This window comes from Moritella sp. F3, assembly GCF_015082335.1.
Taxonomy (GTDB): domain Bacteria; phylum Pseudomonadota; class Gammaproteobacteria; order Enterobacterales; family Moritellaceae; genus Moritella.
This window is the reverse complement of the sequence record NZ_BLRL01000003.1, coordinates 1-24,494: the sequence shown is the minus strand read 5'-3', so window position 1 is coordinate 24,494 and position 24,494 is coordinate 1. Positions and strand designations below refer to the sequence as shown.

Annotated in this window: 26 protein-coding genes and 2 tRNA genes; 11 read left to right on the top strand and 17 right to left on the bottom strand. The window is 40.2% G+C overall.

Translation table 11 applies throughout. From position 1 onward, the window contains the following. Window positions 1-9 precede the first annotated feature (9 nt). Window positions 10-1,128: a 4-phosphoerythronate dehydrogenase gene (locus JFU56_RS06390; RefSeq protein WP_198436472.1), complete on the bottom strand. Its 1,119-nt coding sequence runs from the start codon at window positions 1,126-1,128 to the stop codon at window positions 10-12. A gap of 149 nt (window positions 1,129-1,277) precedes the next feature. Further along, window positions 1,278-2,495: a beta-ketoacyl-ACP synthase I gene (gene fabB / locus JFU56_RS06385; protein WP_198436471.1), complete on the bottom strand. Its 1,218-nt coding sequence runs from the start codon at window positions 2,493-2,495 to the stop codon at window positions 1,278-1,280. 463 nt (window positions 2,496-2,958) lie between these two features. On the opposite strand from fabB, the gene JFU56_RS06380 reads away from it, so the two are divergent. Further along, window positions 2,959-3,846: a PhnD/SsuA/transferrin family substrate-binding protein gene (locus JFU56_RS06380; protein WP_198436470.1), complete on the top strand. Its 888-nt coding sequence runs from the start codon at window positions 2,959-2,961 to the stop codon at window positions 3,844-3,846. Beyond that, entirely contained in the window at window positions 3,843-5,669 is a 1,827-nt protein-coding gene (locus tag JFU56_RS06375; protein ID WP_198436469.1) for an ATP-binding protein, read from the top strand. The genes JFU56_RS06380 and JFU56_RS06375 overlap by 4 nt, the downstream gene beginning before the upstream one ends. 20 nt (window positions 5,670-5,689) lie before the next feature. Here the strand turns inward: JFU56_RS06375 and nagZ are convergent, their stop codons facing one another. The 10 genes from nagZ to seqA form a co-directional block, all read right to left on the bottom strand. After that, window positions 5,690-6,703 (bottom strand): beta-N-acetylhexosaminidase, encoded by a 1,014-nt coding sequence (gene nagZ / locus JFU56_RS06370; protein WP_198436468.1) that lies wholly within the window; start codon window positions 6,701-6,703, stop codon window positions 5,690-5,692. Between the two features lie 21 nt (window positions 6,704-6,724). After that, window positions 6,725-7,645, bottom strand: coding sequence for a phosphotransferase (locus tag JFU56_RS06365; protein ID WP_198436467.1), 921 nt, complete (start codon window positions 7,643-7,645; stop codon window positions 6,725-6,727). A 24-nt stretch (window positions 7,646-7,669) separates the two neighbouring features. Beyond that, window positions 7,670-8,191, bottom strand: a complete 522-nt coding sequence (locus JFU56_RS06360; protein ID WP_198436466.1) for a penicillin-binding protein activator LpoB — start codon at window positions 8,189-8,191, stop codon at window positions 7,670-7,672. Between the two features lie 177 nt (window positions 8,192-8,368). Then, on the bottom strand, window positions 8,369-8,722 hold the full coding sequence (hinT, locus tag JFU56_RS06355; protein ID WP_198436465.1) for a purine nucleoside phosphoramidase: 354 nt from the start codon (window positions 8,720-8,722) through the stop codon (window positions 8,369-8,371). Between the two features lie 130 nt (window positions 8,723-8,852). After that, window positions 8,853-9,725, bottom strand: a complete 873-nt coding sequence (locus tag JFU56_RS06350) for a 6-carboxytetrahydropterin synthase (protein ID WP_198436464.1) — start codon at window positions 9,723-9,725, stop codon at window positions 8,853-8,855. A 117-nt stretch (window positions 9,726-9,842) separates the two neighbouring features. After that, window positions 9,843-10,235, bottom strand: coding sequence for a DUF2750 domain-containing protein (locus JFU56_RS06345; protein ID WP_198436463.1), 393 nt, complete (start codon window positions 10,233-10,235; stop codon window positions 9,843-9,845). A 197-nt stretch (window positions 10,236-10,432) separates the two neighbouring features. After that, window positions 10,433-11,374, bottom strand: a complete 942-nt coding sequence (locus tag JFU56_RS06340) for a 1-aminocyclopropane-1-carboxylate deaminase/D-cysteine desulfhydrase (RefSeq protein WP_198436462.1) — start codon at window positions 11,372-11,374, stop codon at window positions 10,433-10,435. Window positions 11,375-11,400: 26 nt separating this feature from the next. Then, complete coding sequence (locus tag JFU56_RS06335) at window positions 11,401-12,201, bottom strand: ABC transporter ATP-binding protein (protein WP_198436461.1); 801 nt, start codon at window positions 12,199-12,201, stop codon at window positions 11,401-11,403. Window positions 12,202-12,209: 8 nt separating this feature from the next. Then, entirely contained in the window at window positions 12,210-13,229 is a 1,020-nt protein-coding gene (gene btuC, locus JFU56_RS06330) for a vitamin B12 ABC transporter permease BtuC (RefSeq protein WP_198436460.1), read from the bottom strand. Between the two features lie 98 nt (window positions 13,230-13,327). Continuing rightward, the gene (gene seqA, locus JFU56_RS06325; protein ID WP_198436459.1) at window positions 13,328-13,954 is read right to left on the bottom strand and encodes a replication initiation negative regulator SeqA; all 627 of its coding nucleotides are present in this window, start codon (window positions 13,952-13,954) and stop codon (window positions 13,328-13,330) included. A 170-nt stretch (window positions 13,955-14,124) separates the two neighbouring features. On the opposite strand from seqA, the gene JFU56_RS06320 reads away from it, so the two are divergent. The 5 genes from JFU56_RS06320 to fur all read left to right on the top strand — a co-directional run bounded on the left by JFU56_RS06320 (window position 14,125) and on the right by fur (window position 16,830). Then, complete coding sequence (locus JFU56_RS06320) at window positions 14,125-14,892, top strand: alpha/beta fold hydrolase (RefSeq protein ID WP_198436458.1); 768 nt, start codon at window positions 14,125-14,127, stop codon at window positions 14,890-14,892. Between the two features lie 70 nt (window positions 14,893-14,962). After that, complete coding sequence (locus tag JFU56_RS06315) at window positions 14,963-15,178, top strand: DUF2788 domain-containing protein (protein WP_019440968.1); 216 nt, start codon at window positions 14,963-14,965, stop codon at window positions 15,176-15,178. 36 nt (window positions 15,179-15,214) lie between these two features. Continuing rightward, entirely contained in the window at window positions 15,215-15,487 is a 273-nt protein-coding gene (ybfE, locus tag JFU56_RS06310; protein ID WP_198436457.1) for a LexA regulated protein, read from the top strand. Between the two features lie 32 nt (window positions 15,488-15,519). Then, window positions 15,520-16,047, top strand: coding sequence for a flavodoxin FldA (gene fldA, locus JFU56_RS06305; RefSeq protein WP_198436456.1), 528 nt, complete (start codon window positions 15,520-15,522; stop codon window positions 16,045-16,047). Window positions 16,048-16,404: 357 nt separating this feature from the next. Beyond that, the gene (gene fur, locus JFU56_RS06300) at window positions 16,405-16,830 is read left to right on the top strand and encodes a ferric iron uptake transcriptional regulator (protein WP_198436455.1); all 426 of its coding nucleotides are present in this window, start codon (window positions 16,405-16,407) and stop codon (window positions 16,828-16,830) included. Between the two features lie 127 nt (window positions 16,831-16,957). Here fur and glnS read toward each other — a convergent pair whose 3' ends face one another. Next, window positions 16,958-18,601, bottom strand: a complete 1,644-nt coding sequence (glnS, locus tag JFU56_RS06295; RefSeq protein ID WP_198436454.1) for a glutamine--tRNA ligase — start codon at window positions 18,599-18,601, stop codon at window positions 16,958-16,960. Window positions 18,602-18,821: 220 nt separating this feature from the next. Between glnS and JFU56_RS06290 the strand changes: the two genes are divergently transcribed. Further along, window positions 18,822-19,202: a type IV pilin protein gene (locus JFU56_RS06290; RefSeq protein ID WP_198436453.1), complete on the top strand. Its 381-nt coding sequence runs from the start codon at window positions 18,822-18,824 to the stop codon at window positions 19,200-19,202. Between the two features lie 86 nt (window positions 19,203-19,288). Here JFU56_RS06290 and rfaH read toward each other — a convergent pair whose 3' ends face one another. Then, window positions 19,289-19,807: a transcription/translation regulatory transformer protein RfaH gene (gene rfaH / locus JFU56_RS06285; protein WP_198436452.1), complete on the bottom strand. Its 519-nt coding sequence runs from the start codon at window positions 19,805-19,807 to the stop codon at window positions 19,289-19,291. A gap of 331 nt (window positions 19,808-20,138) precedes the next feature. Between rfaH and JFU56_RS06280 the strand changes: the two genes are divergently transcribed. The 3 genes from JFU56_RS06280 to JFU56_RS06270 all read left to right on the top strand — a co-directional run bounded on the left by JFU56_RS06280 (window position 20,139) and on the right by JFU56_RS06270 (window position 22,958). Beyond that, complete coding sequence (locus JFU56_RS06280; protein WP_198436451.1) at window positions 20,139-21,584, top strand: peptide MFS transporter; 1,446 nt, start codon at window positions 20,139-20,141, stop codon at window positions 21,582-21,584. A gap of 146 nt (window positions 21,585-21,730) precedes the next feature. Continuing rightward, window positions 21,731-22,276, top strand: a complete 546-nt coding sequence (locus JFU56_RS06275; RefSeq protein WP_198436450.1) for a septation protein A — start codon at window positions 21,731-21,733, stop codon at window positions 22,274-22,276. A 292-nt stretch (window positions 22,277-22,568) separates the two neighbouring features. Then, window positions 22,569-22,958: a ComEA family DNA-binding protein gene (locus JFU56_RS06270; RefSeq protein ID WP_198436449.1), complete on the top strand. Its 390-nt coding sequence runs from the start codon at window positions 22,569-22,571 to the stop codon at window positions 22,956-22,958. 126 nt (window positions 22,959-23,084) lie between these two features. Here JFU56_RS06270 and nadA read toward each other — a convergent pair whose 3' ends face one another. From nadA to JFU56_RS06255, 3 genes are all read right to left on the bottom strand, one after another. Beyond that, entirely contained in the window at window positions 23,085-24,092 is a 1,008-nt protein-coding gene (gene nadA / locus JFU56_RS06265) for a quinolinate synthase NadA (protein ID WP_198436856.1), read from the bottom strand. Window positions 24,093-24,260: 168 nt separating this feature from the next. Next, window positions 24,261-24,336 (bottom strand) — tRNA-Lys (locus JFU56_RS06260). A gap of 82 nt (window positions 24,337-24,418) precedes the next feature. After that, window positions 24,419-24,494, bottom strand: a tRNA-Val gene (locus tag JFU56_RS06255).

Sequence of the window (24,494 nt, the reverse complement as noted above, 5' to 3'; positions counted from 1 at the left end):
CCTAAAAAATTATTTGGCAAACCCAAGTTGATATAACGACTCTACCGCATAATGTGAGTCATTTACTAGCCTCAATGAGGAAAATTCTCTTCTTTCTAAGTAATTTTTACGCATTTCATCAAAACTACCCGCTTTCATTATGTTTTTTCTAAAAATAGCGTCATCTCGGCGCACATCGTATACCAAATGGACCAAACTTTTAGCGAATGTTTGATCTGCATGTTGATTAACATCAATACGGCTCACTGCTGGAACAGGCAAGATATCGCTGATACTGCGATCTGCTTGTTGACCTAGTAATTGCGCATAAGCTTGGTAAATCATCTCTGTTCCACGCGCTTTACCTTCAAGGCTATAACCAGCGATATGTGGTGTTGCTATCGCAGCGTAAGGGATAAGCTCTAGCAATGGCGTTGGTTCATTTTCCCAGACATCCAATACGAGTGTCATGCCATGCCCTGCTTGCTTTAATTCCAGTAATGCCTGATTATCAATTACATCACCACGACCGCTATTCACGAGGATAGCGTCTTGCGCGATACCAGCCAGTAAGTCAGCGGTTAACAGATGCTTGGTCTGGTTAGCACCAGTTTTGACCAATGGCACATGTAAACAAATAATATCCGCTTGTAATGCTTGCTCTAAACTTACAAAACCAGTCAGGTCTTCTTGATCTACCCGCGGTGGATCGCATAACATCACGTCAGCACCAAGTGCTGTCAGTCGACTAACAGTTTGCGCGCCAGTATTACCAACACCAATAACGGCTACCGATTTATCTGCCAGTGTGAAACTTTGTTGCTCAGCTAACACCAGTAATGCGCTACATACATAATCACCGACAGATACGGCATTGCAACCTGGTGCATTGGTGTAGGTAATACTACGTTGTTGCAAGAGAGCTTGGTCTAAATGATCGATACCAATCGTTGCAGTACCAACAAATGCAAGTTTGTTGGCCTGCGCAAGTAGCGCTTCGTTAACTTGGGTGACAGAGCGCACCATCAAGGCATCGACATCTTTTAGATCTTCAGCGCTAATTGTACGGCCTGATAAAGGCACAACTTCACCAAACTGTGAGAACAATTCAGTTGCGTAAGGCATATTTTCATCAACGACTATCTTCATTTAATTCTTCTCTTAATAAGACAACTGATGCCATTTTGCGCGTTGTGAAGGTAAAAAAAAAGCCCATTTATCAATAATCTGATAAATGGGCTTATATTGTTCTTTTCACCGTAGAAAACGAATTACGTCTTCCTTAGCGAGTCGACATACTATTTAGTGAATTTACTAAATACTAATGTCGCATTCGTACCGCCGAAACCAAAGCTGTTCGACATTACGTTTGTTAGCTCTGCATCAATTGCTTTACCAGCAACAATATCTAGACCAACCGCTTTTTCGTCAAGGTCTTGGATGTTTGCACTTGCTGCAATGAAGCTGTTTTCCATCATGATTAATGAGTAGATTGCTTCATGTACACCAGCCGCGCCTAGCGCATGACCAGTCAATGCTTTCGTTGCACTGATTTTAGGTGACTTGTGACCAAATACCGCTTGAATCGCTTCAAGTTCTTTTGTGTCACCTACAGGTGTAGATGTACCATGGGTATTCAGGTAATCAATCTCACCCGTTACTGTTTCAAGTGCTTGCTGCATACAACGTACAGCGCCTTCACCTGATGGTGCAACCATGTCATAGCCATCTGATGTTGCACCATAACCAGTGATTTCAGCATAGATAGTTGCGCCACGAGCAAGTGCATGCTCAAGCTCTTCAACAACAACCATACCGCCACCGCCAGAGATAACGAAACCATCACGGTTCGCATCATATGTACGTGAAGCTTGTTCAGGCGTTTCGTTATATTTAGTCGATAATGCACCCATTGCATCGAACTCTAATGCTAGCGTCCAATCAATTTCTTCGCCGCCACCAGCAAAGACTACATCTTGTTTGCCCAGTTGAATTTGTTCTACAGCATGACCAATACAATGTGCACTTGTTGCGCATGCAGAGGTAATTGAATAGCTTGGGCCTTTAATTTTAAACGGTGTAGCCAGACAAGCAGAGATAGTGCTCGACATAGTACGAGTCACCATATAAGGGCCTACACGTTTCACACTTTTATTACGCGCGATATCAACAGAATCAACAACGTTCTTTGATGATGCACCACCTGAACCTGCGATTAGGCCAGTACGTACGTTAGATACTTGTTCTTCTGTTAAACCTGAATCATCAATCGCTTCTTGCATAGCAATATAACTAAAAGCGGCTGCATCACCCATGAAACGCATTGCTTTACGATCAATGATTTCTTTAGGATCAAGATTAACAGTACCGCAGACATGGCTACGTAAGTTCTGTTCAGCAAATTGTGGTGAAAATTCGATACCACTAGTGCCTGCTTTTAGTGACTCACATACTTCTGCTTTATTGTTACCGATACTTGATACAATACCGATACCTGTTATAACCGCTCTTTTCATGATATTCCCTAATATAAAATTATTACGTTATTCTTACTTATTTTTTAACGTGATCTGGTCTGCTTTCCCTATAATCGGATAAGATTATGACCGTTTTATTAATTTTGAGCCTATGGATGGATTATTTTTTCCATCCTCAAAACGTATTGGCTCCGTCACTGGAGCCCAACAAGACTCGTTGTTCTATCTAATTTCATTATAGCAAAGTCTTGATTAACCAGTATCCCATTGCTATTCGTTATTGTCACCGCTTAAAAATTGCGTGTGATCAAATCATCTGCATTTATGGTTACTTTTACAGCTAAAACAGCCATGACAAGCCCTTAACAGGGGCGAATAAAATGTAAAGTTGGCAATTTAAATCAATGTAAACAATCATTAATACTGGTTACATTGACTAGATTTATTAATTATTGTGACCGTTACTACATCAATTTCAACGATATTGTCTAAGGAATAGGATATGACAGCGCAACTTTTTACTCGTTCACAGGATGTTTCACGTTTACTCATATTTCTCATTACGGCGTTACTAAGCTTTACCAGTCGTGCTGAAATTAACTTAATCTTTGGGCTCTATACATCCGATAAACCGACGACAATGGTGACTAAATTTAGGCCTTTTATTAACACCCTCGAAGCACAAATGACCCATAAACTAAAACAGCCTGTTCGTATAAAAATGCACATATCCAGTAACTATAATGATGGTGTTCTCGCATTAACTAATGGCAAAGTTGATTTTTCCCGTTTAGGTCCAGCATCGTATATTACAGCTAAAAATCTCAATGCCGATTTAACACTGCTTGCTATCGAGGCTAAAAAAGGGAAAAAGCGCTTTCACGGTATCATAGCCGTACAAACAGATAGCCCGATAACAAAAACGGAGCAATTAGTTGGTAAGCGATTCGCATTTGGCTCTGAACAATCAACGATCGGCCGCTACCTATCTCAGTCTTATCTTGCAGACCATCATGTTTTAGCCTCTGATTTAGCTAAATATGATTATTTAAACAGGCATGATGCTGTCGGAACGTCCGTCGCTGCAGGACGTTATGATGCAGGCGCGTTAAAAGAAGGCACGTTTAATAAGCTACGCAGTAAAGGGGTTTTATTACGTGAAATAGCACGATTCCCCAATGTAACGAAACCTTGGGTGGCAAAATCAGGATTGGACGCTGACATTGCTCAAGCTTTATCTGCATTGTTAATCGCGAGTAATGAATCAAATGCACTGTACAAAAATTCATTCAGTAAAAATGGATTTCTGGCCGGTGATGACAGTGACTACGACATCATTCGTCAATCAATGAACGATAAACGATTTTTTGCAAAGAACCCGACTAAATGACAAAATTCGTAAGGCATTTACCGCTCTGGTCCAAGATTCTCCTAATCACCTTATGTATTACCCTCATAACAAGTTTGGCTGCCGGAGAATTAGCTCGTCGCGTTGAATATAATTACTTAACCAAAAATCTAAACTCACAAATACAGCAAACGTTAAATATTTTATCTGCCACAACCATCGATAGCGTGATAACAGAAGATATTCCGTTACTTGAAACTATCATGTTACAAATATCATCGCATTATCCGAATATCGAATTCTTAGCGATTTATAATGAATCACATAGAGTATTAGTCACTTGGGGGACTTTACCCACTAAAGGAAGCCCACAGCATCAAGTTTTTCAGCAACCAGTGAGCTTTGAGGGTGAAACATTTGGTTATATGAAAATAGCCGTCAGCACTGCGAGTTTACGAGATGATATAACAGACCACGTAAACTTAATACGCCTGCTTATGGCCTTAATATTATTATGCTTAGCCCTCACAATTTCATTATTACTGTATTCATCAGTACTCAAGCCGATCACCAACATCAATAATCGATTATTACGCCTATCACAACAGCATCAAGCCGATGAGCAGATCACATTGGTATCCACGAACGAACTAGATCGTTTAAATGAATCAGTTGATCTTATTCAAGAATTTACTCACAAGCAAAAACAGCGTGAGCAACAATTACGCGAGGCAAAAGAGCAAGCGATTAATGCCAACACCACAAAATCAACTTTTCTAGCCACCATGAGTCATGAAATAAGAAATCCAATGCATGCGATTTTAGGCGCATTGTCGCTAATCAATAAGCGAGGCATGAATGCAGAGCAACAAGGCTTTATCGATACAGGTCTAAAATCTGCCAATATTTTACTTAGTTTATTAAACAACATCCTCGATATATCAAAGATCGAAGCTGGAAAATTACAACTCGAGCATCACCCTTTTAATATTCAGGAAGTTTTGCAGGGTGTCGCCAGCGTCCTTGAGCCACTCGCACAGAAAAAAAACATTGCTTTAAATCACTCGAGCAATATTGACACACCTCTATGGTTACTCGGTGATGAGTATCGGTTAACGCAAATACTCATTAACTTGACCAATAATGCCATAAAATTCACCCAGCAAGGTCAAGTCAATGTGATGATGAAAGCAATGGCAGGGCAACAATATACGCAAGTATATTTCACCGTAAAAGATACTGGCATTGGTATCCCAGAGCATAAACTAAATCATATTTTTGATGATTTTGTACAATCGGATAGCTCTTTTTCACGAGAATACGGCGGTTCAGGTTTAGGACTTGCAATCTCAAAACAACTGCTCACCCTGATGGGAGGGAGGATTACTGTAACAAGCCAATTAGATGAAGGCAGTGAGTTTACTGTTACGCTAACCCTGGAAAATACAGAGGCTCCAGTAAATGCGAAACTGACACTACAAACAGCCTCTAAAGAACCCCCAGCGCGCCTACTTTTAGTTGAAGATAATAAAGCTAATCAGTTTGTGACCAAAACTATTTTGCAACGTGCTGGTTATGTCGTTGATGTGGCAGGAAATGGTTTACTTGCTATTGCGGCCTGTGAGAAACAACGTTATCAATTAATATTAATGGACTTACAGATGCCAGAAATGGATGGTTTTGATGCGACGAAAGGCATACGCCAGCCCAATAATATAAACCGACACACTCCCATTGTGGCGATGACAGCCAACGCCACAATCGAAGATAGACAGAATACCCTCGCGGTCGGGATGAATGACTTTTTAATGAAACCAGTCCGCGAGGACCTGTTAGTGCAGAAGATCCAGCGCTGGCTAAATTAAGGGGTCAACGGTGAGTGCCATTAGCTAAATTGATGATTAAACTTAGCAACTGAATCTGCGGTTTCTTGCCACAAGCGGCTCATTTTTAACTCATCTAATGAAAAATCACTGCGGTGTTTAAGGTTGAAATCATCAGTCGCTAGATTATTATCTAAGCCATCCAACAAGGCTGCAACGCCGGTACGATCATTACACGCGAGCAATAGATTACAGCCAGCCCACATCGCTTGTTCAGCACGCTCTAAATAATTACCTGCAACACTGGCACCATGCATAGATAAATCATCAGAAAAAATAGCCCCTTTAAAGCCTAACTCTTGTCTTAATATGGTTTGTAACCAATATTGAGAAAAACCAGCCGCTTTGCTATCTACTTGCTGATAAATCACATGTGCAGGCATAATCGCATCAAGTTGCGAGTCAGCAATAAGTGCCTTAAATGGTAATAGATCCGTTGCAGTGATCTCCGCTAAACTACGCTCATCTATCGGCAATGCAATATGTGAATCGGCTAATACACTGCCATGCCCAGGGAAATGTTTACCTGTGGTTTTCATACCGGCTTTATGCATACCAATACACAGCTGTGTTGACAAATCAGTCACCCAACTCGGATCAGCATGGAACGAACGATCGCCAATCACCTGGCTACCACGCTCTAGGTCCAACACTGGTGCAAAGCTTAAATCAATATCAAACGCAAGTAGCTCCGCAGCTAACATCCAGCCACATTGCTGAGTGAACTGTTTTGCACTATCACGATCATCGGCATAAAGTTCCGCTATTTTACCCATTGCCGGTATACGCGTGAACTGTTCACGAAAACGCTGTACCCGACCTCCTTCATGATCAACGGAGATCACGATAGGTGCTCCAGCAGCTTTACGAATTGATTTAATTAACGCTGCTAACTGAGCATGATCACCATAGTTACGGGTAAATAAGATCAGCCCACCAGTTAGTGGGTGCGCTAAGATATCTTTATCTTCTGCAGTCAGTTCATAACCGTTCACGTCTACTATTACTGGTCCCACGTTAATTCCTCAGTTAATTCATTAATTGGCTAAATTTTCACTTATTAATCGACTAATCTTATCTGCGATAGCACGTTCAGATTGCTGCCATAACGTTAAATAAGTCGTCTCTTTATCTTGTTGGTACATCACAATGCACCACAACAGTGTCATCATCTCCACGACAACCGCCATCCTATCTATCTGTGCAGGCGTGACTTGCGTCGGGATTTGTGTCAGAAATTGTTCTGTGGGGTGATGCTTGTTGTAATATTGATTGTAATATTTTAAAAACAGCGCTTGCTGCTCAGCTTGCCACGCAAAAGTCTGAAATAAAGTGGCGATGTCAAAATCACCATGTCCCGCAGCTGCAAACTCCCAGTCCAACAAATATAACTTAGTCTGCGCACCTTCAATAAAATTCAATGGGTTCATATCATGGTGACAAAAAACCAATCTATTGCGAGGTAAATGCTGTTGGATCAAATTAATCACAAATGCCAACTGCTGCTCTAACTGCTCCGTTTTAAATTCACCATCGACAGTTTGATAATAGTGCTGCAAACGTTCTGTCATATCCAGATGATGATTAGGCAGGGGCTGTTGATGAAGCGTAGCGACTAATTGCGCTACTTTTTCAATATTTTCATCTCTGCATTGCGCACTAGGCCCCCAATGTTGACCTGCTATCCAATCACAAATCATGCCCTGCTTATGCTCGACAATTATTTTCGGCGCTAAATCGATGCTCGCCGCCTGCGCTTGTGCGGAAAATTCGTGTGCAACATTGTTATCCATCGTACTGTATGCCGCTGATAACTGCCGTACAAAATAACAATAATCCACGCCATCACGCTGAAATTCCAGCCGATAATTATAATTACTTAGACCACCTAACACTGGCGTTAAAGAAAATTCTTCCGGGCAAAATTCAGTAATAAATTCAGGAGTATTTTTAATCATATAGTCAAAATCAGACAGTAAGGATCATAATGAGATCTCGCGACTGACCTGTGCTTCAACCGTATTGAAACGATTATTGATCAGTTCCAGTGTTAGCGTATGTGTCTTAAGCGGGTTATTTGCAGTATCATTTATCGTGTCATCCACTGCCGAGATACGAATGGCAAGTGAATAACTCAATACTACCGTTTTAACTATCGACTCTTGAGATTGCTCAGTTAAAACCTGAATATCAAACCAACCGGGTTTAGCCAGCGTTTCAGCACTCGCACGTTGTAATTCTTGATGGGTGATCGGCAGCGATGCGACACTATCCGGATAGCGAATGTATAAACGCTCGTTATGTTTAAAAGCCTCCTGCACAAAAAAAGGTTGTTGTAGCAGTAGTCCATTTAACGCGCGCACTTGGGTAGTTAAGGGGTGTTCTTCGATCGTCTCAAGCTGCATTGTCAGCATTTTTTGCTGCGATTGATGCTGTAAAGGGCCTGTGCAGGCGGTTATGAATAATGCACTAAGCAGATACGATAGTATGAGGACCCATTTCATTTATACTCTCCCAACATGCGGTGCCTGTTCTATGGCTGTTACTTATTCGATAGCGTTTATAAGTAAGAACACTGTTTATTAATAGTCATATCGTCATCAAAAAACGCTACAGTAGCAATAGGATAAGCGTTCATCTACACAGTCAGAGTCCGCTTATCTCACGCTATTATTCTTTTACTATTTTACCGTAACCATCGCGCCAAGTTGCTCGCCACCGACCAAGTGCATGTGTAAATGGTAAACTTCTTGCCCGCCGTGTTTGTTGCAGTTAACGATAAGACGGTAACCATTTTCAGCGATACCCTCTTGCTCTGCAATTTTACGTGCAACTGTGAATAAACGCCCTAGCGCTAACTCATCTTCTTCGCATACGTCATTGCTCGTCGGGATCAGTTTATTAGGGATAATTAATACATGCGTTGATGCTTTTGGGCTAATATCACGAAATGCGGTCACTAACTCATCTTGATAAAGGATATCAGCGGGGATCTCTTTATTAATGATCTTACGAAAAATCGTTTCTTCTGCCATTTTTAGCTCCATTACAAAATTAAGTCTTTTGATAATAACAAAAAAGCCCACTACCCGCTACAATATGAGTGTAGTGGTAACGGGCTTATTATTTAACTTTAACAGTGCATAAAGTAACAGCTAAGTGCAATTAAGCAGAAGCAATAGCACCTTTACCAACACCTTCGTAAGCAAATACAGTCAAAGTGTCAGAGCAGTCTTTTGCTAATGTATCAGCAATATACTGGGCAATATTCTCAACCGTGGTTTCGGTCGGCATGATTTCGACAATTGACTTACCGATCGCAAGCTGGAACTCACCTTGCGGAGCTTGATACTTGAAGCAATAATGCTCAGGTGTTAATGCCGCCATACCAGTACGAGATAATGAAAGTTCTGAAGCCGACACCATATCGCAATGCTCAGCAAGATAGATATCTTTCCAACGCTCAGCCCAGCTTAGTTCAAGTGCGCTATCACGCTCGTCGTTACGTAATATCTCGATCGTTGAACGATGACCGTGAGCAATACGCTGGCAATTACCTAGGTGTTTACGTAAGCCATGACTGTAGCAATATTCTGCCCCATCAATTTTTTCTTCACGTAATTTCACGTCTAGTTTTTTAACATTGTTTGGTAGACGCAGCATTAGTTGCTCAGTCAAATATGTCTCTAAACTAGCCAGGGTAATTTGCTCTGTTGGGATCAATGCAAATGCTTGATCAGGGCAAGCTAGGTGAATTGATTCACTGTGTTCACGCCAAGCATCAACATAAGTAAAAGCACCGTCACTCATCACATCACAAAATTTTGCATGTGCAGGGATAATCAACTTATGATCGACTAATTCATCCACTGTCGACTTAATCAGTTTTTTCACAATACCAAAATCAAGGATCATGCTTTGTTCATTTAAGTCACCATGCAGAACGATATCCACTAACCAACTCTGGCCAATAATGCCACGTGAATAATCCAATACTGAAGAATCAATAACAGTAAGATCTTTGACGAATAATTTCATCTAAATAATGTCCTTTATACTAACTAAAATGGGTAAAGCGATTTACTTGGTATTGTTTAAGGCTATGTTGAATAGTCTTATTTAATAACCTGATTTAATCATACGATTGTATCGATACTATTTTTGCGCGTCGTATTCATCTTTAAATGAAGCGATAAGCTCTTCACTATCAACAACAACTACTTCTTGGCCAGCTTTAGGAAATACTGAGATAACAACACCATCTGCAGCAAGACCTGGTAACCAGTTGTTACGCCAAGCAGCCATTTCGATTTTAAGCGGTTGGCACGCAGCCCAATCGCCTTGGATCCACTCACTTGCAAATTCAGCATGTGGCCAAACTGGAATACTTCTTTCGCCTTCCACTTCGCTAACAACAAAACCGTTTTCGTCCGCTAATGTCCATACTTCTTCAGACTTAACTGCGCGAAAGATGAAATAATTAAAACGCGCTTCAGGTGATTTTTCAACTGCTTCAGCAGTTTGCTTGTCATGGATTTTAAATGTCATAATCTTCTCTCAAGAAACCGCCGTTTGCAGTCTCAAATAATGTTTATAATAAAGCAGCAGCGGATTGTACGCTGCACAATAATAAATACCAAGTATAAATAGTAAAAGTCAGTATGACTACTTGTCACGGTCATGCTGATAAGCATTCACTTTTCAGGTTCGTAAGCATCGCCACGTGGGTATCAGCTAATACCGTTTTATTTTACAAATGACAGTTTACGTAAATAACGCGGTAACATGGTTTCATTACCCTGTAATCCACCTTGGTGTATATAAAGAATGGGGCGATTATCGCTACTTTCAAGCCCTGCAGCAGAATGCTCATTAGCGAGGATAAACTCACGCTGTAAACATAACCAGGCTAGTGGGTCGTAGAGTAGATCAAATTCAATGTCAGTGGTTTTTTTTAGCTGTGCCCAAATATGATAAAACGGCAGGTAAAGCTTACCGAAATGATACTTTTTATCGGCCGTCATAATCGTCGGATGTAAAGATTCATTCTCGCACAACCCCAAGAATTGCTGCTTTAAATAACTATCGCCACCCACGCACGCACATGCTTGAACTTCGAAGGGTAAATGCTTTTGCAAAAACAAAGCCGTAGTGCCTGTCCCTGCAGGTAATACGACGCGAATATCCGCGTATGATTTTGATTTCGCCCAGGTGATAATTTCATCTGCAAGCATTTTCAACCCTGTTTCAGCATACTGACAGCGGCCACCTTCAGGAATAAACACCGCGCGTAGACCTTGCTTAATTAACCCTGGTAATACTTGCTGCTCTATATGCTCTATCACTGTCGATTCAGCATCAGCAACAATAATTTGCGCGCCATACTCTAACGCAGCGCGGTAATTACCTTGTGGATTATCAACAAGGTACTGCGGCAGATGATCAACATAATAATGTAATTGGCATTGCTTTAGCTGAGCTAACACAGCTAAAGAATACAAAGAGTTAGCTTGAGCAGAACCATGACCGACAAGAATATCGACTTGGGATAAATCTTGCTGTAAGAAATGATAAAATTTTCTGGCTTTATTACCTGTAAAAGCCACATCCAATAAGTCATCACGTTTAACGTAAACTTGATGCCCCAAGAACTCGACTTCATCGACTGGTGTATTATGTAGTTGCACAGAGGAGTCCTCTTCTTATTACCTAACTAAACTGATGTAGGTAGCGCCGCTGATACAATGAATTGACGTCCATTCACAGCCAACAATTCTGTCTCAACATCATAGACTTGTTTGATTGTGTCAACCGTTAATACTTGATTTGCGTCACCTTGGCCAACCACACGTCCCGTCTTTAATAACAACACTTCAGATGCATGATTAAGCGCAAGATTAAGATCATGAATAGAAGCGATCACCGTAATGCCTTGCTCGGCAAGCTCTGTTAATATTTGTAGCACTTCAATTTGATGCTTTAAATCTAGTCCTGTGAGCGGTTCATCTAACAAGCACAAAATTGATTGTTTATTTAATATCGGGGACACCTGTACCAAGGTCCGTGCAATCAATACCCGCTGCCATTCACCACCAGATAGCTGGTCACAATTACGCGTCACTAATTTCGCTATATCCAAGCGTAATAACAGTTGATTAATAACTAGGCATGCTTGTTCATCTTCTAAGTTGATACCTAAGGGATGTAAACCTAGCGCAATGAATTGATATACCGGAATAGCAAAAGGCGGCGGCGATGCTTGTGGTAGCCATGCACGTTGCAATGCCAACTCTGCGGTTGGATATTCAGTCACACTACGCCCTGCAATCAAGTAGTCACCTTGGCAAGCTTGCGCATGACCAGCAAGAATAGCTAACAAAGTACTTTTACCACTGCCATTTGGTCCCAGTAAAAACAAACAGCCCGCTTGTTCAATCGAAATATTGATATCGTGCAAGCGCTGCTGATAATTAACCTCAGAAAGTGTCAATAAAGCGTTATCGCGTCTACTCATACTCCCCCCTACGCCACTTGCTTGCGCAATAACAAATAGATAAAAAATGGCGCACCGAGACTTGCAGTAATCGCCCCGACGGGTAGTTCAGCCGTCGCAAAGGCACTGCGGGCAATCAGGTCAGCTAATAATAAAAAACTCGCCCCAAGTAATGCCGATGCAGGCACTAAAAAGCGTAACTGACTGGTCACCAATATGCGCAGGATATGCGGGATCACCAGGCCGATGAAACTAATCACTCCAGCCATAGATACCGATACTCCCGTTAACACTGCGACGCATAAAATAAGCTGAATACGTAATTTAGGTACATCGATACCAGACTGAAAAGCGCCCTGTTCACCAAACTGTAAAAGATTCAGCGCATCAATGCGGCGCATGATCCACAAAAAACTCAAGGCTAGAGGTATCACTGCAATATAAATAAGATCTGCGCCATAGGCTAAATTACCCATCATCCAATACAACATCTGGCGCATGCTACTGTCATCTGAAAAATACAACAGCCAAGTCATGATAGCACCCGAAAAGATGCCAATTGCCACACCTAATAACAAGATCTTAGTGGTTGGTAAATTATTCTTGGTTACTTGATAGAGTAAACCGGTAACCAGACTCGCGCCGACAAAAGCTGATAATGGTAAAATGTACTGCTGCAACCCTGCAAATTGTGGTAACAACGAATCAAGTAATACAATTGACAATACCGCAAATAAACTCGCAAACGATGAAATACCGATCACCCCGGGTTCAGCCAGTGAATTAGCCAGTAATACCTGTAAGATGCAGCCTGCAACAGCTAACGCGGCACCGACTAAAATAGCCGTCATAATACGAGGTAGACGTAATTCAAACAGCACTTGTTGTTGTAAAGGCGATAAGCCATTCACTATGTCATCGATAGCAATACTAAAATTACCAGACGCCAGGGAAATAAAGCTAACCACAACCAAAAAGGTGGCTAAAAAGATAAGCGTGGTGCGACTTTTTTGCGTACTAGCACGCTGCAGTTCAAGGAGGTCGATCATAATTGGAATCGGAATTCTGAAGGAAACAGACAAGGTACTTTAAATAATGTCAGCATTACGCTTAAGCACATTTTAAATACCTTGTCAGTAGGCTGTAATTAGATAGATTGACTTACAGCATCAATTAACGCATGGGTATAGCCCATTTCAGCCATTAGCTGCGTAATTATATTACGTTTACGCCCCGTATTGGTATTAGTGATAACCCAATATGGTGTGTTTTCGATATGACGCGGTTTAGTCGTGCTACCCGCGCTTAACAATTCACTTTCAGATTTTGCAAAGTAAATACGTTTACGACCTTTAATATCAGTCGCACTATCAAACTCTTTCGGGTTTTCAGCATACAGCACTGACAAGATCTGAATAAACTTAGTAACCGAAACAGTTGTTTCTTTAAATTTCTTATTTTTAATAAGCTTAGCGATACTGGCTGGCAATGTAGAATGGCTAACAACCTCTACAGCTGTTTCTACCACAATAGGTGCAGATACAGGCGTAGGTTCTTCTTCTACTACTACCGGTGATTTAGTTACCGTTTGCTTAGTCTCACTGTTGGTGTCCACTGCATGCACCTGCGATTCTTCAACATTCGTTAAATCTGCAGAAACATTTGCTGATACATCAAGTAAGCGACGTAAAATATCTGATGCACTTTCGCCAATATCTTTCGTTTGACTAGCAATATAACGATATAGGTCGTCTTCAAGCTCAATCGTTTTCATATTTAACTAGTGAATCCTTGCTTATAAATTTGGTTTAATTATACCTTGTGAATAGATTTCTCTCTATGCTTATAAGCAAAATATTACCTCTATGATGCATTTGTCGACAAATCATACACGACATAGACCTAATTATTGCGGTAGAATCAGCCACAATAACGGAGAGATATATGTTACTTAATCACAAAATATACGGTCAGGGTGTTCCTGTGATCGTTATCCATGGTTTATTTGGCAGTGCGACTAACTTAGGCATGCTCATTAAACAACTAAAAACTGATTATCAAGTCATTGCGGTTGATGTCAGAAACCATGGCTTATCTATGCGCCATAATAGTATGCATTATGATGATATGGCAAATGATATTATTCAGTTAATGGATCATTTAACGATCGAGCAAGCACACATTGTCGGTCATTCGATGGGTGGTAAAATCGCGATGCGCACCGCACTCAACTTTCCAACCCGTGTAAGTAGTTTAGCCGTTGCCGATATTGCCCCAGTTAATTACCCGCCTCGACATGATAATGTATTTGCAGGTCTCAAAAATATCCCTCTTGGCGACATAACGACGCGTAGTGACGCGCAGGCAAAGCTCGCAGAACACGTTGAAGAAGCTGGCGTCCAACAATTCTTACTCAAAGGCTTATATAAGAATGCACAGGGACAATACGATTTTTACTATGCCTTAGACACCATCATTGCCCAGTATAACGCCATTTCTGACTGGCCGGACACAAGTAAACAGTATGATAAGCCAGTACTTTTTATCAAAGGCATGAACTCTGACTATATTACCACTGCACATAAGTCAGCCATTGCGAAATATTTCCCCCATGCCAAAGCAAAATTAGTGCAAGGCACTGGACACTGGCTACATGCCGAAAAACCGATGATATTTAATAAAATAATAGTCGACTTTTTATTTAGTCATTAGTCACATTGTGATATATTCGCACATTCGTATTCTGAGTAAATGCTGTTAAGTAGTTTAGGTGTAAATTGATATGTTGTACGAATACATTGACTTAATTGAAGCTGTAGGCATTAAGCTATTCTTTGTCGCATTGTTTTTCTTAATCGGCATGGCAATTCAAGACGTACTTAAAAAAGGTAACGTGCCTAAATTTGGGCGTATCGCCGTTTGGTTTGTACTCTGCTTTGGTATGGCTGGTTTTGTGTTTAAAGAAATATTGATCACTGTCTGGGAAACTCAGATTTAATTACTCATACTATATAACGGCAATGGCGAAAATAACGTGGCAAAGGAAAGTTTAGATAGAACCACGATTGACCTTTTTGCAGAAGAGAAGCGTGCTGGTAGACCTAAAACTAGCCCACTCTCACGTAAAGAGCAATTGAGACACAGTAAACGTAATCAATTGAGCCGTGATAAAGCGAATGGATTAAAACGTATTGAATTAAAAGTCGAACAAGACTTATTTGATATGTTAAATTTACAAGCAAAAAGTGCTAATATGACTCGCAGTGAATATATACAACAATTATTGCACACTCATGTAGCAAGATAAGTTTAAATTCAAAATATTAGGATAATTTAAGAATGGCTAGCGTAGGCTTATTTTTTGGTAGTGACACTGGTAACACTGAAGTAGTTGCTAAAATGATCCAGAAACAACTGGGTAAACAGCTTGTTGATGTTAAAGACATTGCAAAATCAACAACTGCAGATATTAACGAGTTCAGCCTATTAATTTTAGGTATTCCGACTTGGTATTATGGTGAATCTCAATGTGATTGGGATGATTTCATGCCATCACTAGAAGAAATTGATTTTTCTGACAAGCTTGTTGCAATCTTTGGTTGCGGTGACCAAGAAGATTACGCTGAGTACTTCCTTGATGCAATGGGCACGCTACGTGACGTTGTTGAAGCAAAAGGTGGTACATTAATCGGTGAATGGCCAACTGAAGGTTATGATTTCGAAGCATCGAAAGCATTAACAGATGACAATCACTTCGTTGGTTTAGGTATCGATGAAGATCGCCAACCTGAATTAACTGCAGAGCGTGTTGAAACTTGGGTAAAACAAATCCATAGTGAAATGTGCCTTGCTGAACTAGAAGACTAATCTTTTAGTTTACAAAGTAGGAGATAAAACGAGGTTCTACGCTTGGTTTTATCTTTTACTTTATTTTGACCCTTCCCCTAAATCTGTACAACTCCCCCCTATCTATTTATTCCGATTAATACCCAACTCTTATTAACGACTAACTCCGAATTAGCCCTCAGCCCTCTTTATTAGTAAAAAACGTCTAAACCACACATCAATCTGAATAACTTGGCATAACGCCGTCATTAAACATCGAAATTTATGCATTTAAGTCCCGCTTTAACAAATATGAGGTTTATTGTTTTTGCGTCTCGTCATATAATGGTTAGGAATATAAAGAAAAAATACTCTTCTCTATTTTAAAATGAGTACGTTATGACTGATAGAAAAAGCGCATTAAAAAAAGCAGGGTTAAAAATAACGCTGCCAAGAATTAAAATTTTAGAATTATTACAACTCCCTAGCAGTCAACACACGAGTGCCGAAGACTTATATAAACAATTGCTTAGTAAAGGCGAAGAAATTGGCCTAGCAACAGTATATCGAGTACTTAACCAATTTGATGATGCAGGTATTGTGACACGCCACTATTTCGAAGGCGGTAAATCTGTTTTTGAACTGGCAACACAAGACCATCACGATCATCTTGTGTGCCTTGATTGTGGCCACGTAATTGAATTTCATGATGACTTGATCGAAGATCGTCAACGTGACATTGCAACTGAAAATGGGATGTCATTACAAGCCCACAGTTTATACCTGTATGGCCGCTCATTAGATGGCAAGTGTAAGCACAAATAGTCGCACTCTAAACTGCAGATAAATAAAAAGGAGCCAATCAGCTCCTTTTTTTATACACTTTTTTCGTGCTACATAACGCCAAGAACGTTAAAGAACACCAAGAAATAAATCTCTTGGTGTTCGACACTTAGCCGCGTAAAGATACAGTACGGTTAAACACAAGTTTATCCGCTGTTGAATCTTTATCTGCACAGAAGTAACCTTCACGTTCAAACTGGTATGCGCTTTCAGCTTGCGCTGTCACGAGACCAGGTTCAACTTTAGCTGTTTTAATCACAACTAATGATTCTTCATTTAGTGCTTCTTCTAATGTTTCCACACTTGCAGGATCTTCTATTTTAAATAGACGGTCATAAACACGTACTTCTGCATCAACAGAACCGGTCGCAGATACCCAATGAATAACACCTTTTGCTTTACGACCATCACTTGGGTTTTTGCCTAGTGTTTCATCATCGTAAGTACAGTGGATCTCAGTGATGTTACCTTCGTCATCTTTAACAACGTCGTCAGCTCTAACAATGTAGGCATTACGTAAACGTACTTCTTTACCTAATACTAAACGTTTGTATTTCTTGTTCGCTTCTTCACGGAAATCCGCACGATCAATAAATAGCTCACGGCCGAATGGCAGAGTACGGTTACCCATTTCTAATTTAGGGTGCGCAGGTGCAATTAATTGCTCTGTTTGATCTTCAGGATAGTTAGTAATAACTAATTTAATCGGATCAAGTACTGCCATTGCACGTGGTGCTGAGTTCTCTAAATCTTCACGGATACACGCTTCTAGCATACCCATTTCAATAGTGTTGATCTGCTTAGTTACACCAATACGCTTACAGAATTCACGGATTGACGCAGCGGTGTAACCACGGCGACGTAAACCAGCAATTGTAGGCATACGCGGATCATCCCAACCACTCACGTGATTTTCTGTTACTAATGCATTCAACTTACGCTTAGACATCATCGTATACTCGATGTTCAAACGTGAGAATTCATACTGACGCGGACGGCAATCAATTGAGATATTATCTAATACCCAATCGTACACACGACGGTTGTCTTGGAACTCTAGCGTACAGATAGAATGTGAAATGCCTTCTATCGCATCAGAAATACAGTGAGTAAAATCGTACATTGGGTAAATGCACCATTTGTCACCCGTTTGATGATGATGAGCACGCTTAATACGGTAAATAACTGGATCGCGCATACACATGAACGAAGACGTCATGTCGATTTTAGCGCGTAAGCTACATTCGCCATCAGCAAAGCCGCCATCGCGCATTTTGTTAAATAATGCTAAGTTTTCTTCAACGCTAGTATCGCGGAACGGGCTATTTTTACCCGGCTTATTCAGCGTGCCACGATATTCACGAGTTTCTTCTGCATTTAAGAAACAAACATAGGCTTTGCCCGCTTGAATCAATTCAACAGCGTACTCGAATAACTTATCAAAATAGTTTGATGAATAACGAACGTCGCCATCCCAGTTAAAACCTAACCATTTCACGTCTTCTTGGATCGCGTGAACGTAATCAATGTCTTCTTTTTCTGGATTAGTATCATCAAAACGTAGATTACACTGTCCCTGGTAATCGTCAGCAATACCAAAATTCAAACAAATAGATTTGGCATGACCAATATGCAGAAAGCCATTAGGCTCTGGCGGAAAACGCGTATGCACATTAGTGTGTTTGCCGGAATTTAAATCTTCATCAATAATCTGACGAATAAAGTTCGTTGGGCGTACTTCGGCCTGACTCATTCCTTACCTCAAACAGTAAATTTTTCATAAAATAGTGAGCAATGATCTAACAAAATGCCGTCAGACACAACAACTAAATGCTAACGCAGGTCAGTTAGCCTTGTTCCAGCCCTATTAACCTCAGCTTAAACCTAATCACTATCACAACATCGTCTAAAACATCACCAACCAATGACATCTTACCTAGACTCTAGCCAATGAAATAACAACAGGAAAGAAGATGCAGAAACGATTGATTTCATCGGGGTTTACACTTATTGAATTGCTTATTACGCTTGCGATCATGAGTATTTTAATTGGTGTCAGACTACCAAATTATCAACAGAGTCTATTAACCACATATCGTGATCAAGCTAAGATAAAGTTAACAACCATCAGCTTATTACAAACAGACCACTATAGCCGTCATCAACAATATCTTGAGTTAAACAATTTAGCCATTGATCTCAGCAGTAACAAATATCAATACAGCTTGCAGCTCAACGAAAACAACGGCTACAAAGTGGCAGCAACAGCACGGTATTATCAACGTAATGATAGTGAATGCCAAGAATTGAGTTTAGATCATAACTTAACGCGCTTACCAACAGGTTGCTGGTAATCGCGTTAAGGAAAGCGCCCTGTAACTGAAGAAACCTTATCTACTCTCTTAATATTAGATAAGGCTTAACTTAAGGCTATTTGATGTTAACACAGTGATTTACTTTTAATCTCTGCGTTAGCGATACTCATGGTTGTCACATTATGGATCAAATTTATCAGTAGTACAGAACGTTCGAGTCCATCTTTACACTGATAAATAGCCTCAATGCCTTTAAAAGGACCATCCTGAATAATCACAGATTCACCTTCGTTATATGCCACAACTGCATTTTCCGCTTTATCTCGGCATGCTTGCTTTACTTTCAATTCAGTAACCAATCCACTAGGTACTTTAATATAAGTAGCACCACACTTAACAAAGTCAATCACACCGCGCGTAGAGCGTATGCTATTAAAATTGGCCGTGTCCTTATCTATTTCAACAAACAAATAATTAGGAAAAATGACCACGTCTTTACACGTTAGCTTGTTGCGCACTTTTTTCTCGATTTTCATCGTTGGAAAAAAGCTGTCAATCCCTTGATTTTCAAGATTTGTGAGCGCTCTAAGCTCCTCCTTCCCTTTGCAGTACAACAAGTACCATTCTTTTTTGTTAACAGCCATTTTGACTTGATCATCCGAATCATTATCACCCTATAAGTTTACGTAATAATCACAGAAATTAAAACCTAAATGTAATCTTGTGTAAAGTGCATATATATCAACCATAAACAACCATAAAGATAACACCTACTTAACATTAGGTAGACATTTGATAGACATATATAGAACAAAAGCTCAAATTAGGGTGACTCAGCTCCTACAATCAAGATTTACACTTGTGACCGTCTAACAAAAGGGATATAAAAGAATGAATAGACTGATAAAAGATATATTATCAGCATAAAACTACAAATATAAAAAACAAATACAAAAATACAACACAGGCGATATTATGAATCCTAATAATTCAGATACATTTATGGGTCACCCAAAAGGGTTATTCCTTTTGTTCAGTACAGAAATGATGGAACGCTTTAGCTATTACGGCATGCGTGCAATTCTTGTTCTTTTTCTAGTCTCAGTTACACAAGACCAACAAGCAGCTGCATTATTAACTGATCCAAACTACCAAGCAGGTATGGCAGGCTTAGGTTGGTCTCAAGCTGATGCCCTTTCTCTTTACGGTACCTATACAGGCTTAGTGTACATCACCCCGCTCATTGGTGGCTGGTTAGCAGATAACTTCCTAGGTCAACGTAGAAGTGTGATCATTGGTGGTGTATTAATGGCACTGGGTCAATTCTTATTGTTTGCACCAATTGAAGCATTATCGCTTAGCCCTACCGCTGGCCTTTATTTAGGTCTTGCCTTTATCATCGCTGGTAACGGTATGTTCAAGCCAAACATCTCAACGATGGTCGGTGACTTATATGAAGAAGGTGATAACCGTCGTGATGGCGCATTTACTATCTTCTATATGGGTATTAACTTAGGCGCATTCTTGTCTGGTATTATGGTTGGTGCTGTTGTTGTTTACACAGGTGATTACAAATACGGTTTCTTAATGTCTGGTATCGCCATGGTACTGAGTGTTGTACTACAGAAACTATTTGCTAATAAATACCTCGGTAACATTGGTATTGAAGCTGCAGCTAAAAAAGAACGTGCTGCGAACAATGGTAAGAAACAAACGTTAACCGCAATTGAAGTTGATCGCCTTAAAGTTATCTTAATCTTAGGTCTATTCGTTATCATCTTCTGGGCTGGCTTTGAACAAGCCGGTGGTTTGATGAACCTTTACGCGAATGATTATACTGATCGTATGATTGGTGGTTTTGAAGTACCTGTTGCTTGGTTCCAATCATTAAACCCGTTCTTCATTATTACCTGTGCGCCAATCGTTAGTATGATTTGGGTTAAAATGGGCCCTAAAGAACCGACATCACCTGTTAAATTTGCAATGGCGCTGATGATGCTCGCAATTGGTTTTGTATTCATGATCTTTGCGACACTAGAGCAAGGTGGCGATTTAACGGTTAAGACAAGCATGTACTGGTTAGTGGGTGCCTATTTCTTCCATACGATGGGTGAACTATGTCTTTCTCCAATTGGTCTATCTATGATTACTAAATTAGCACCGCTACGTTTAGCATCACTGATGATGGGCGCTTGGTTTGGCTTTAATGCCATCGCCAATAAAGTGGCAGGCATGATTGGTGCGCAGATTGGTGAAGCTGGTCCAATGGCTATCTTTGGTGGTATCGCGATTGCAGCAGTGATTTCATCACTCATCCTATTTGCATCAGCACGTAAATTAATTTATTGGATGCACGGTGCAGAAGGTCAAGTTGTAACAAAAGAAACGAACAACCAAAAACCTGTTACTGCAACTGCTTAATAAAAATCACCGCTGATTTGAAAATAGAGTAACGATAAATAGTATTTAAAGTAATGTAAAAACAGCCTCATCATGAGGCTGTTTTTTTATATCTGCAGTTTTCATGATAAACTAACTTTCATCGTTAGCCGTGAGCACAAAAATTTATGAAACAATTTAATGAATTTATTCCCCTGATCGTTTTTTTCATCATGTATAAAATGTACGATATTTATGCTGCAACCGCAGCACTAATTGCAGTAACAGCATGCACGCTACTCTTTAGCTGGCTTAAATACCGTAAAGTTGAAAAAATGCAATTGATCACGTTTGCGATGGTGACGGTATTTGGTGGGATCACCCTTTTCACCCAAGATTCCAGTTTCATCAAATGGAAAGTAACGGTTATTTACTGCCTATTTTCAATTGTGCTACTGGTTAGCCAATATGCATTCAAACAGAATCTACTTAAAAAAATGCTCGGCAAAGAGATGGTATTACCTGAATTTGTTTGGTCACGAGTCAATACAGCATGGTCTATTTTCTTCCTTGCACTTGCAGGCTTGAATCATTACATCGCGTTTAACATGTCAGAAGAAATCTGGGTTGATTTCAAAGTGTTTGGCGTATTGGGTATCATGTTAGCCTTTACGATATTAACGGTAGTCTACCTTTATCGCTACATGCCAAAAGAAAACAGTGATAATAAATAATGTGAATAAATAGCACTGCCCGATAACAGGCTATTTCCTACCTGAGTACTGCATTTTATTGAACAATGATTGGTTCATTGAATGCAGTACTTCTTCAAACATCTCCTCCTGATAACGTCCTCAGAATGCCTAATACTTTCCTCATACCGCAAATTTGAGCATGCATATAATTCCTTATTCGCAGATGTGACAACTCGCACAGCGAGGACACTGTTGGACAACAATAAAGCGCATAATGACTACAGTTTGACTCTGTAAGCACATTAATTGTTATCACTATAAAGGAATATAAATGTTTAAAAAAATGAATCGTTTCGCTCTGTATCTTGCCGTTACCACACCTTTACTGGTATTTTCTCATGCTAATGCAGAGCAAATTACAATCCCAGAACCAGCATCCATAAACTTAGCAGTAAATACCTCAACCGAAACAACCGCATTTGATCTCAGCCATTCCGCCAGTTCGGGGAATACACTATTAATGCCAGTCAATATTAATACTGCCAGTGAATCAGAGCTTACCGCACTGCCCGGTATTGGCGCTTATAAAGCCGCAAAGATAATACAGTGGCGAGACCACAATGGTGAATTCATCACCACGACAGATTTAGCGAGTGTCAAAGGTATAGGACAAGCAACGATCACTAAGTTGGCAGGTAAAATCAGTGTGACTGACTTATAATATTACTGTAGGTATATGCTACGCTTATAAAAATATAATACTGTTATAGACATAAAAAAACCTGAAGCAAAGGCATTCAGGTTTTTTATTATTAACGATTAACAAGTAGTCATTAACGTTAAATGCTTAGTTTGATACGTTAAAATTTAACATACGCTCTAATGGAATAAGCGCTTTAACGCGAATATCTTCATCAACAAAAACTTCATGACCGTCATCATTAACTAATGAGTCTTCTATCGCTTTAAGGCCATTCATGCCCATCCAAGGACACATTGCACAGCTACGACAGCTTGCGCCATTACCACCGGTTGGTGCTGCAATCATTTCTTTTTCTGGACAGGCTTGCTGCATCTTAAAGAAGATACCCTTGTCCGTTGCCACAATCAGTTTTTGTTGTGGTAATTCTTTCGCCGCTTTAATCAGTTGGCTAGTAGAGCCAACCGCATCAGCAAGGTCAATCACATCAGCTGGAGATTCAGGATGAACAAGTACCGCCGCTTCTGGGTTTTCTGCTTTTAGACGCTTTAATGCTGACGCTTTAAATTCATCATGCACGATACAAGCGCCCTGCCAGCGAACCATTTTCGCACCAGTTTGCTTTTCAATCCAGGCACCCAAATGACGATCTGGACCCCAAATTAATTTTTTACCTTCGCTATCAAGATGATCAACAACATCTAATGCAATACTCGATGTTACCACCCAGTCAGCACGCGCTTTAACAGCTGCTGATGTATTAGCATAAACGACAACTGTATGGTCAGGGTGCGCATCACAAAATGCAGAGAACTCTTCCACTGGACAGCCGAGATCCAATGAACAAGTTGCATCTAATGCCGGCATAATAATACGTTTACTAGGCGCTAAGATCTTTGCTGTTTCACCCATGAAGCGAACACCAGCAATAATAAGTGTTTTAGCTGGGTGGTTATTACCAAAACGAGCCATTTCCAAAGAGTCAGCGACACAACCGCCAGTCTCTTCTGCAAGTGCTTGAATTTCAGGATCGGTATAATAGTGGGCAATTAATACAGCGTCTTTTTCTTTTAAAAGCTGTTTAATACGTGCTTTATAATCCAGCTTTTCTTGTGCTGATAACGGAACTGGTTTTTGCGGGAATGGATATTCCATTTCTACTACATTAGGGATCATAGCTAATTACTCAGTGCTCAAAAAATTAATCTTTGCGTATTATACATGGCATTGTCATGAAAACGTAATTTAGCGTGAACTTTTTTCAGCACATACAAAAAAGCCTCGCTAATAGCGAGGCTTTTTTGTATATCTTATAAAGATAATTGGTGGGCTGTGAAGGATTTGAACCTTCGACCAATTGATTAAAAGTCAACTGCTCTACCAACTGAGCTAACAGCCCTTTACTTTAACTGCTTCTATTAAGGATTCCTTAAATAGAAGTCTTATTGCTTATGTCCGAAGACATTCACCACAATAAAAAGTGGTGGGTCCTACTGGGCTTGAACCAGTGACCCTCGCCTTGTAAGGGCGATGCTCTCCCAACTGAGCTAAGGACCC

What these genes read in the sequence shown, in the direction of transcription:
- JFU56_RS06275 (WP_198436450.1), top strand. Translation starts at nt 21,731, where the DNA reads ATGAAACAATTTAATGAATTTATTCCCCTGATCGTTTTTTTCATCATG.
- fabB (WP_198436471.1), bottom strand. Translation starts at nt 2,495, where the DNA reads ATGAAAAGAGCGGTTATAACAGGTATCGGTATTGTATCAAGTATCGGT.
- JFU56_RS06280 (WP_198436451.1), top strand. Translation starts at nt 20,139, where the DNA reads ATGAATCCTAATAATTCAGATACATTTATGGGTCACCCAAAAGGGTTA.
- JFU56_RS06350 (WP_198436464.1), bottom strand. Translation starts at nt 9,725, where the DNA reads ATGAAATTATTCGTCAAAGATCTTACTGTTATTGATTCTTCAGTATTG.
- rfaH (WP_198436452.1), bottom strand. Translation starts at nt 19,807, where the DNA reads ATGGCTGTTAACAAAAAAGAATGGTACTTGTTGTACTGCAAAGGGAAG.
- JFU56_RS06390 (WP_198436472.1), bottom strand. Translation starts at nt 1,128, where the DNA reads ATGAAGATAGTCGTTGATGAAAATATGCCTTACGCAACTGAATTGTTC.
- JFU56_RS06315 (WP_019440968.1), top strand. Translation starts at nt 14,963, where the DNA reads ATGTTGTACGAATACATTGACTTAATTGAAGCTGTAGGCATTAAGCTA.
- nadA (WP_198436856.1), bottom strand. Translation starts at nt 24,092, where the DNA reads ATGGAATATCCATTCCCGCAAAAACCAGTTCCGTTATCAGCACAAGAA.
- JFU56_RS06345 (WP_198436463.1), bottom strand. Translation starts at nt 10,235, where the DNA reads ATGACATTTAAAATCCATGACAAGCAAACTGCTGAAGCAGTTGAAAAA.
- JFU56_RS06375 (WP_198436469.1), top strand. Translation starts at nt 3,843, where the DNA reads ATGACAAAATTCGTAAGGCATTTACCGCTCTGGTCCAAGATTCTCCTA.
- JFU56_RS06290 (WP_198436453.1), top strand. Translation starts at nt 18,822, where the DNA reads ATGCAGAAACGATTGATTTCATCGGGGTTTACACTTATTGAATTGCTT.
- glnS (WP_198436454.1), bottom strand. Translation starts at nt 18,601, where the DNA reads ATGAGTCAGGCCGAAGTACGCCCAACGAACTTTATTCGTCAGATTATT.
- JFU56_RS06365 (WP_198436467.1), bottom strand. Translation starts at nt 7,645, where the DNA reads ATGATTAAAAATACTCCTGAATTTATTACTGAATTTTGCCCGGAAGAA.
- JFU56_RS06360 (WP_198436466.1), bottom strand. Translation starts at nt 8,191, where the DNA reads ATGAAATGGGTCCTCATACTATCGTATCTGCTTAGTGCATTATTCATA.
- JFU56_RS06380 (WP_198436470.1), top strand. Translation starts at nt 2,959, where the DNA reads ATGACAGCGCAACTTTTTACTCGTTCACAGGATGTTTCACGTTTACTC.
- JFU56_RS06270 (WP_198436449.1), top strand. Translation starts at nt 22,569, where the DNA reads ATGTTTAAAAAAATGAATCGTTTCGCTCTGTATCTTGCCGTTACCACA.
- JFU56_RS06335 (WP_198436461.1), bottom strand. Translation starts at nt 12,201, where the DNA reads ATGAGTAGACGCGATAACGCTTTATTGACACTTTCTGAGGTTAATTAT.
- JFU56_RS06320 (WP_198436458.1), top strand. Translation starts at nt 14,125, where the DNA reads ATGTTACTTAATCACAAAATATACGGTCAGGGTGTTCCTGTGATCGTT.
- hinT (WP_198436465.1), bottom strand. Translation starts at nt 8,722, where the DNA reads ATGGCAGAAGAAACGATTTTTCGTAAGATCATTAATAAAGAGATCCCC.
- fur (WP_198436455.1), top strand. Translation starts at nt 16,405, where the DNA reads ATGACTGATAGAAAAAGCGCATTAAAAAAAGCAGGGTTAAAAATAACG.
- btuC (WP_198436460.1), bottom strand. Translation starts at nt 13,229, where the DNA reads ATGATCGACCTCCTTGAACTGCAGCGTGCTAGTACGCAAAAAAGTCGC.
- fldA (WP_198436456.1), top strand. Translation starts at nt 15,520, where the DNA reads ATGGCTAGCGTAGGCTTATTTTTTGGTAGTGACACTGGTAACACTGAA.
- seqA (WP_198436459.1), bottom strand. Translation starts at nt 13,954, where the DNA reads ATGAAAACGATTGAGCTTGAAGACGACCTATATCGTTATATTGCTAGT.